General features: G+C 63.0%; 9 protein-coding genes and 1 pseudogene. 5 read left to right on the top strand and 5 right to left on the bottom strand.

From position 1 onward, the window contains the following. Together EOA29_RS41535 and EOA29_RS19390 are read left to right on the top strand one after the other, a co-directional pair. A pseudogene (locus EOA29_RS41535) lies at nucleotides 1-437 on the top strand (hypothetical protein); the annotation flags it as partial. A gap of 310 nt (nucleotides 438-747) precedes the next feature. After that, a complete protein-coding gene (locus EOA29_RS19390) occupies nucleotides 748-939 on the top strand; it encodes a hypothetical protein (RefSeq protein ID WP_127221302.1) in 192 nt (63 codons plus the stop codon). Nucleotides 940-1,049: 110 nt separating this feature from the next. On the opposite strand, the gene EOA29_RS19385 is transcribed toward EOA29_RS19390, so the two are convergent. The 4 genes from EOA29_RS19385 to EOA29_RS41530 form a co-directional block, all read right to left on the bottom strand. Continuing rightward, entirely contained in the window at nucleotides 1,050-1,490 is a 441-nt protein-coding gene (locus EOA29_RS19385; protein ID WP_126095462.1) for a MucR family transcriptional regulator, read from the bottom strand. A gap of 352 nt (nucleotides 1,491-1,842) precedes the next feature. Then, nucleotides 1,843-2,052 (bottom strand): hypothetical protein, encoded by a 210-nt coding sequence (locus EOA29_RS19380; protein ID WP_127221301.1) that lies wholly within the window; start codon nucleotides 2,050-2,052, stop codon nucleotides 1,843-1,845. Between the two features lie 29 nt (nucleotides 2,053-2,081). Beyond that, complete coding sequence (locus tag EOA29_RS19375; RefSeq protein WP_127221300.1) at nucleotides 2,082-3,107, bottom strand: DMT family transporter; 1,026 nt, start codon at nucleotides 3,105-3,107, stop codon at nucleotides 2,082-2,084. A 59-nt stretch (nucleotides 3,108-3,166) separates the two neighbouring features. Next, a complete protein-coding gene (locus EOA29_RS41530; protein WP_189478934.1) occupies nucleotides 3,167-4,000 on the bottom strand; it encodes a hypothetical protein in 834 nt (277 codons plus the stop codon). 111 nt (nucleotides 4,001-4,111) lie between these two features. On the opposite strand from EOA29_RS41530, the gene EOA29_RS19360 reads away from it, so the two are divergent. Next, complete coding sequence (locus tag EOA29_RS19360) at nucleotides 4,112-5,080, top strand: LysR substrate-binding domain-containing protein (protein ID WP_126095465.1); 969 nt, start codon at nucleotides 4,112-4,114, stop codon at nucleotides 5,078-5,080. Between the two features lie 363 nt (nucleotides 5,081-5,443). On the opposite strand, the gene EOA29_RS41525 is transcribed toward EOA29_RS19360, so the two are convergent. Beyond that, a complete protein-coding gene (locus EOA29_RS41525; protein ID WP_189350268.1) occupies nucleotides 5,444-5,617 on the bottom strand; it encodes a hypothetical protein in 174 nt (57 codons plus the stop codon). Nucleotides 5,618-5,751: 134 nt separating this feature from the next. Here EOA29_RS41525 and EOA29_RS41520 point away from each other — a divergent pair, with 134 nt between their 5' ends. Together EOA29_RS41520 and EOA29_RS19355 are read left to right on the top strand one after the other, a co-directional pair. Next, a complete protein-coding gene (locus EOA29_RS41520; protein WP_189350269.1) occupies nucleotides 5,752-5,919 on the top strand; it encodes a hypothetical protein in 168 nt (55 codons plus the stop codon). A 130-nt stretch (nucleotides 5,920-6,049) separates the two neighbouring features. Further along, on the top strand, nucleotides 6,050-7,372 hold a 1,323-nt coding region (locus tag EOA29_RS19355; RefSeq protein ID WP_145969708.1), incomplete at its 3' end, for an ATP-dependent helicase.

Genomic DNA, 7,372 nt, shown 5'->3' with positions numbered 1-7,372 from the left:
TCCGCACCCAGCCCTATGCCGACGGCTCGGTGTATTCGAGCCTGGTCGAAGCCTGTAAGGCGGAATTGACCCAGGCGCGGCTGACGCAGTTGCAGCACCAGTTGCAATGTCCGGAAGGCGACCTCTCCTGCGTGCCGCAAACCGCCGGCGGTGCCGCGCTTGCGACGGCTGGCGCCGCGTCTGCGACGGCTGGGGCCGCGCCTGCGACGGCCGCTCCTGCCAAGGCAAGCCCGAACGACACGCGGCCTTGCGTGCAATCCGCCGGCAAGGCGAAGTCGGACCAATATGTCTCGCAATGCGTTCAGGTGTCGCCGGCAACACACCCGCCCTGCAACGGACAGAACGCGTGCAGCATGATGATCGACGAGATCAAGCGAGGCTGCGCCATGATCGGCGCCGACAATCCGCCGGCCTTCTGTTCCGCCTACAAGAACTGAGCAGCAAGGCGGGCCGGGCCGTATGGCCAGGCCCGCCTGCCGCCAAAACAGCGGCACTGACCAACCCATGCGGAAGATCAAATCGGTCAACCAAAACAACCCGAAGTCGCGCCTTGGCTTATATTAGCGCGATGGATGCCGAAACCACCAAAAAAAGTGCCAAATCTTTTGATCCAGCCGCGATGCTTGGCGAAAAATCGATTTCAGTTTTGCCGCAATCCTGCGAACTTATGAAAGCGTCGTGATTCGCGCGAGGCGCCAATAACAATCAAAAATAACAACAATAACTTGACTGTGTCAGGAGCTCCCGATGGACGAGGCGGCCAACGATCTGCGCATGCTGAGATATGTCGCGGAGATCACCCGAAGGCTGGCGAAGATGCTTTCGCGCACGCGCTATCAGGTGCTTGTCTATTTTCTGGAGATGACGGCTGTCGAGGCGGACAGCCTCGCGGCAGAGCAGGATCGCCGCGCCGAGGCGCGTAAGCCGCCCCGCAACTGAAGGCGACCAGGCGGAAGACTGGTTGGCCACCCTGCGACGCAGTGCATCGAGCGTGCCCAAGCAGTCGGCCGACGGCATGGCGTCGGCCGTTGCGGCATGAGCGGCTGGCCTCAGGCCTTGGGCTTGCGCTTGCCCTTGCCGGAATCCGCGGCCGGCTTGCGGCCGAGGCCGGAAGACTTGGCCAAGGCCGAGCGGGTGGCCGAATAGCTGGGGGCTACCATCGGATAGTCTGCCGGCAGGCCCCATTTGGCGCGGTATTCGTCCGGCGTCAGCCCATGGTCGGTCGACAGGTGCCGCTTCAGCGACTTGAACTTCTTGCCGTCCTCGAGGCAGACGATGTGATCGGGGAACACCGAGCGCTTCGGATTGACGGCCGGCGTCAGCGGCGCGCTTTCCTTGACAGCGGCGCCACCGGCGAGCTTGCGCACCGAGGCGCTGACGCTGGCGATCAGATCAGGCAGGCCGGAAGCCGGAAGCGGATTGTTGCCTACATAGGCCGAGACAATGTCGGCGGTCAGCTCGATTGCAGTCTTGTCATCGATATTGGACAATTTTTTCACCCTTTGCTGGCTCTCAAATGACCAGCTGTTTTTTAGGACTTTGGTCTAGGTATCATATTGGACCTGTCCCCCAACGGACCGTCCAGAGTCAGTAAATACACGAGACTCAATACCAAAAGCACGTTTTCACTGCGGGCTACGACCGCGCAAGTTAGGAATTCTAATACCTATAACAAACAATTGACAGCGCCGGAAATCTGCACGGGCGCGTAAATGACGCAACAGCACTTCAATTTATGCGAGTAATTCCAGCAAAAGTCGAAATTCAGGATGAAGGCCGACGCTGGCGAGCAGCACAGGCGCCCGGAGGACCGATCATGCCCGATTCGGCGCGGCGAGTCGCTTATTCCGCGGCGGCTCCGCACCTGAGATCCGCCGGTCCGTTGTCGGCCAGTATCTCCAGCACACGCCTCCAGCGCGCGCAGCGGCCGAAATCCCTCTGCTCGATGGCCTTTTCCGCCTTCATGGCGGCATAGAGCGGCGCCTCGGCGCCGAATTCCTTCATCAGCCAGTGCGCCTCCTGCCGGGCGCGGCGTTCGTCGTTGTCAAGCATGGTTCCAGGCATGCTTCCTGACATGATCTTCAGGCCTCCGAACGTTCGATGCCGACAGCAATGCAACTGCCGATGACGAGGACGGCGCCGGCAATAGCCGTCGGCGACAGGCTTTCGCCCGACAGCGCCAGCAAAAGCGTGGAAGCGATCGGCGTCAGATAGGCGACGACCGCGAGCCTGCCGCCCTGGTCGAGGCTGAGCGCGCGCGACCAGAAATAGTAGCCGAATCCCATCGGCCCTGCGCCGAGATAGAGGCCGAGCAGGAGGTGCGTGCCGCTCAGGTCTGCAGCGCCGTCATGCAGACACCAGGCGAAGGTCAGCGCGAAACCGATCAGCGCCGAGGGCAGCAGAAGGCGATCCGGCGACAGGGCAAGACGGCCGACGGCGAGCGAATAGAAGGCCATGCAAAGCGCCGAGCCAAAGGCGGCGCAATAGCCGACGAGACTGCCTTCGAACCAGGCTGACGCGCGTCCGCCGGAGATCACCAGCGCCACGCCGACGAAGCCGAGCGCGGCAGTCAGCCCAAGCAGCAGCGGTCGCTGCGGGCGGCCGAGCGCGATGACCACCGCGGCGACCATCAACGGCCAGGTGTAGGCGACCAGATTGGCCTCGATGACCGGCATCGAAGCGAAGGCGATGTATTGCAGCACCATGGTGCCGACCAGACCAATGAAGCCGACCGCGTAGGCGGCGAGAGCCGACCTCCCCTTCTCCCCTTGTGGGAGAAGGTGGCCTCGCGAAGCGAGGTCGGATGAGGGGTGTTCCAGGGAACGCCGACGTCTCACTTCGCTGGAACACCCCTCATCCGTCTCGGCGCTGCGCGCCGATCCACCTTCCCCCACAAGGGGGGAAGGAGAAGTGCTCATAAGCCTGATCACCGCAAAAACCAGCGCGGCGCCGCAGAACTGCAGGAATTGCACCTCGGACACCGGGTGACTTGCAAGCAGCGTCTTGCCGACCAGGGCGTTGGTCGCCCAGAGCGCCACCGCGCCGAAGGCGAGGGCCAGCGCCGCCGAGGAAGCAGCGCCGGAGCGGTTCTTCCGTCTTTCGGCCATGACTGGCCCGAGGCTCAACGACGCTGAGGGCGCCTGGCGCTCGACGGGATCATCCGCCACTACCACGACTCTCTGGCTCCGCCGGAAACCGGCTCGACGGCCGGCTTCGGCACAGGATGCTCCTCCGCATGGCGGCGATAGGCAGGCAGTTGGTTCGTCCAGACATCGTCGGCTAGCTCATTGACCCAGGCGCGGTCGTGGTCGTTGTCGGCGGCGAGGTAGAACATGCGGTTGTCGTCGACATAGGGCTTGGTCACCGAGCGCTGGTTGAGAACCAGGGTGACGCGCGAGCCGAGTTGGATGGGCGCGGTGCGATGGAGCACGCCGAGGAACTGACCGAGCGTGGCGTAGTTCATCTTGTGGTCGATGCGCATGACCTTGTTGCGCGGCAGGTCGCGGCCGGATTCGAGGATGGCGCGGCCGGTCTCGGAATCGTCGCAATAGATTTCAAGATGGCCGCCGATCAGAGGGTCGCTGATCGACAGCGGAATGAGCTCCGTCACCGGAACGCCGTCGCAGTGCCATTCGACGGCGCCGTCCTTGGGGTTCATGAAGGTGACGGTCGAGCCGACGATCGACAGTGGATAGGGTTCAAGCTTGGTGCCCATCATGTCGGACAGCCGCTCCAGGCGCAGCTTGTCATGCAAAAGCTCCTTGATCTCCGGGATGTAACGGTCGGCGCCGGTGATGAAGGTGAGGTCGAGATGCTTGTGCACCGCATGGCTGGCCTTGAGCTTGAGCGCCGCCTCCTCGATCGCGGCAAGCAGTGCGGGGTCGTAGCCGTGCAGATACTGGGCGACGCCGAAGCTCGACACTTTCCACGCCGTATCATGACCAATGATGGCTTCACGGCTCATCGCATAGCGCAGTTCGGGGATGGTATGGGCGTTCATTCTACTTCTCCAAGATGGGGGCAACACTTGGTAAACAGTCGATTAAGCCGCCCGCCCCTGTAAATTTAGGAATGCTGGTGCTACTTTAAGCCCAGCTAAAGGTCGGGCCCCGTGCGTCTGCTCAGTCAGGTCAACTTAAACTCGCTGAAAATCGTGGAGAGCGCCGCGAGGCACAAGAACTTCACGCGCGCCGGCGAGGAGCAGTTCATCACCGCCTCGGCTGTCAGTCAGCGGGTCAAGAGCCTGGAGGATCAGCTGCGCTTCAAGATTTTCCAGCGCGGCGGAAATGCGGTGTCCCTGACGCCGGAGGGCGAGACCTATGTGGCCCGGGTGCGCGAGGCGCTGGAGCGGATCGTCGCCGCCAGCATGGAGGCCACCGGCCAGTCGCAGTCGCATGTGCTGAGAATCTGCGTTTTGCCGACCTTCGCGGCGCGCTGGCTGTTCCCGCGGCTCACCAGCTTCCAGCGGCAATATCCCGATATCGAGATGCGGGTCTCGACCTCCTATGCGACGCACGAATTCTCGACCTCCGAGTACGACCTCGAGATCCGCTATGGCGACGGCAATTTCCCCGGCCTCAAATCCGAGCTGCTGTTCAAGGAGGACCTGACGCCGGTGTGCAGCCGCAAGCTGTTCCACGACGTGCTGGGCGACAAGCCGCTGTACAAGGTGACGCCCGAGGACCTCAGGCACTTCACCTTGCTCCACTCCGACACCTGCACCCAGAACTGGCAGTCCTGGCTGGGCTTTGCCGGCGCGAGCTTCGTGCTCGGCGAGACCAGGAGCATCTATTTCGATTCCTGCATGATGGCCTACGAGGCGGCCAATGCCGGCATGGGCTTTGCCGTCGCCAACCGCGCCTATATGGCAAGCGACATCCGCGCCGAACGGCTCGTGGCGCCTTTCGCGGTCCACCATCCCAACAGTGCCGGTTGGTATTTCGTGAGTCCGATCAAGGCGCTCGGCGCGCGCAAGGTGGAGCTGTTCAAGCAGTGGATCATGGCCGAGGCGGCGCTGACGCAGCGCCAATTGGACATCGAAATCGCCGACATGCCGGTGAAGCGGGTAGCGATGGCGTAGGCGGACGCCCATGCCTAAGGCCCTGGAGCCGAATTCTCGATAGTGCGGAGGCTTCTCTTCACCGGTTGGCTGAAGCCGGAGCATTTGAGCAACCGGTAAGATACAGATGATTCAACCATGACGACGCCTGGCTGCATCTCAGGATTGTTGTTGTAGATTTCACACAATACCGGGAATTTCTGGCGGGATTTCACTTATATCCAGAGGACTTTCCAAGCCTTGCCCATGACCTGGCGGCAAGACTCAGCTATGATTTATTTTGCGGCGGGCCTGATTTTCCCGCTTGGCCGGCGCTTTCCAGCTTCCTCCCAAGCAGCGCCGGCCTTCTTCTGTGGCAGACATCGCCTACCTGCTTTGCCGCCATCACTGCGCCGGCTGCGTGCCCTGCTGGTCGCCGCCGGTGGTCGATTTCGGCACCGGGTTCTTGTCGATCTGCGGGCTCTGGTCGGCGGGCGCCTTGGTGGGCTGCACGCTGTTGTCGCAGGCGGCGAGCGCGAGCCCTGCCGCAAGAGCCAGCAGCACAGGAAGCTTCATCATGACGACCTCCTCTCGTTCGCCCCATTTCAAGGGGCAAACGAAGCGGTGGCGGTTTGGTTGCGTTCGCCCATGGGAACCAATCGCCCAAGTCCCGGTTGAACTCCCAACCGATCAAACCGCACAAGGAGATGGTCATGATCCGTCTGCTGCTTGTCGGCCTGTTTGCCTACACGGCCTATCGCGTGACAATGCGGATCATCGAGGAAGTGCCAGGCGACGTCACGCCGTTGGAGATGCCAGGCGATGAAAGGCGGACGCTGCGGCGCCAGTCGGCGGCAATGGGTGTGGAGCCGAAAAGGTAGTTACAGCCAATCTCCCCCAAGTGGGTCCCAAGTGGGGGAGATTGGCCATCATTCCGGCTTTCGCCAACTGCGAACGCACTCGACGCCTCAATCCCGTTGCGAACAAAGCGGAAACGATGCTTGATGGGCGATGAACATCGCCGCCCGTGATTCGTCCTTCGAAGCTCCCGCCTATCTCGCCCGGCTGAATGACGCGCAGCGGCTGGCGGTGGTGCATGGCGACGGCAAGGTGGCCGCGCCTCTTTTGGTGATCGCAGGCGCCGGATCCGGCAAGACCAACACGCTGGCGCATCGCGTCGCCCATCTCATCGTCAAGGGCGCCGATCCGCGCCGCATCCTGTTGATGACGTTCTCGCGCCGCGCCGCGGCCGAGATGGCCAAGCGCGTCGAGCGCATCGCCGGCGAGGTGCTGGGCCGCGACGCCGCGATCATCGCCGACGCGCTCGCCTGGGCCGGCACCTTCCATGGCATCGGCGCCAGGCTGCTCCGCGACTATGCCGAGCAGATCGGCCTCGACCCGGCCTTCACCATCCACGACCGCGAGGATTCGGCCGACCTGATGAATCTCGCCCGGCATGAGTTGGGATTCTCGAAAACCGAAAGCCGCTTCCCTACGAAAAGCACCTGCCTGCAGATCTATTCGCGCGCGGTGAACGCGCAGGCGCCGCTCGGCGAAGTGCTGGGCTCGGCATTTCCCTGGTGCGCCGGATGGGCAGACCAGCTCAAGCAGTTGTTCGCGGCCTATGTCGAGGCCAAGCAGGCGCAGAACGTGCTCGACTACGATGACCTGTTGCTCTACTGGGCGCAGATGGCGGCCGAGCCGGAGATCGCGGCGCATCTCGGCAGCCGCTTCGACCATCTGCTGGTCGATGAGTACCAGGACACCAACCGGCTTCAGGCCTCGATCCTGCTCGCGCTAAAGCCGGACGGCGCCGGGCTCACCGTGGTGGGCGACGACGCGCAGTCGATCTATTCCTTCCGCGCCGCGGAAGTGCGCAACATCCTCGATTTCCCGAAGCAGTTCGCACAAGGCGCCGAGATCGTCATGCTGGAGCGCAACTACCGCTCGACCGAGACGATCCTTGCCGCCGCCAACGCGGTGATCGGCGAGGCCACCGAGCGCTTTACCAAGAACCTCTGGACCGAGCGCAGATCGTCGCACAAGCCGCAACTGGTGAGCGTGCGCGACGAGGCCGAGCAGGCCAATTATGTCTGCCACGCGATCCTGGCCGAACGCGAGGCCGGCACGGCGCTGAAGGCGCAGGCGGTGCTCTTCCGCGCCTCGCATCACAGCGGGCCGCTGGAGGTCGAGCTCACGCGCCGCAACATCCCCTTCGTCAAGTTCGGCGGGCTGAAATTCCTCGACGCCGCGCACGTGAAGGACATGCTGGCGATGCTGCGCTTTGCCGAAAACCCGCGCGACCGCATCGCCGGGTTTCGCGTGCTGCAGCTT

Source organism: Mesorhizobium sp. M1E.F.Ca.ET.063.01.1.1, from assembly GCF_003998155.1.
Classification (GTDB): domain Bacteria; phylum Pseudomonadota; class Alphaproteobacteria; order Rhizobiales; family Rhizobiaceae; genus Mesorhizobium.
Note: the sequence above shows the minus strand (reverse complement) of the source record. Positions and strands in the feature narration are given on the sequence as shown.

Bases quoted from the DNA above. Each gene is read 5' to 3' on its own strand.
- EOA29_RS19390 (WP_127221302.1), top strand. From the start codon at position 748: ATGGACGAGGCGGCCAACGATCTGCGCATGCTGAGATATGTCGCGGAG.
- EOA29_RS19380 (WP_127221301.1), bottom strand. From the start codon at position 2,052: ATGCTTGACAACGACGAACGCCGCGCCCGGCAGGAGGCGCACTGGCTG.
- EOA29_RS19375 (WP_127221300.1), bottom strand. From the start codon at position 3,107: ATGGCCGAAAGACGGAAGAACCGCTCCGGCGCTGCTTCCTCGGCGGCG.
- EOA29_RS41530 (WP_189478934.1), bottom strand. From the start codon at position 4,000: ATGAACGCCCATACCATCCCCGAACTGCGCTATGCGATGAGCCGTGAA.
- EOA29_RS41525 (WP_189350268.1), bottom strand. From the start codon at position 5,617: ATGATGAAGCTTCCTGTGCTGCTGGCTCTTGCGGCAGGGCTCGCGCTC.
- EOA29_RS41520 (WP_189350269.1), top strand. From the start codon at position 5,752: ATGATCCGTCTGCTGCTTGTCGGCCTGTTTGCCTACACGGCCTATCGC.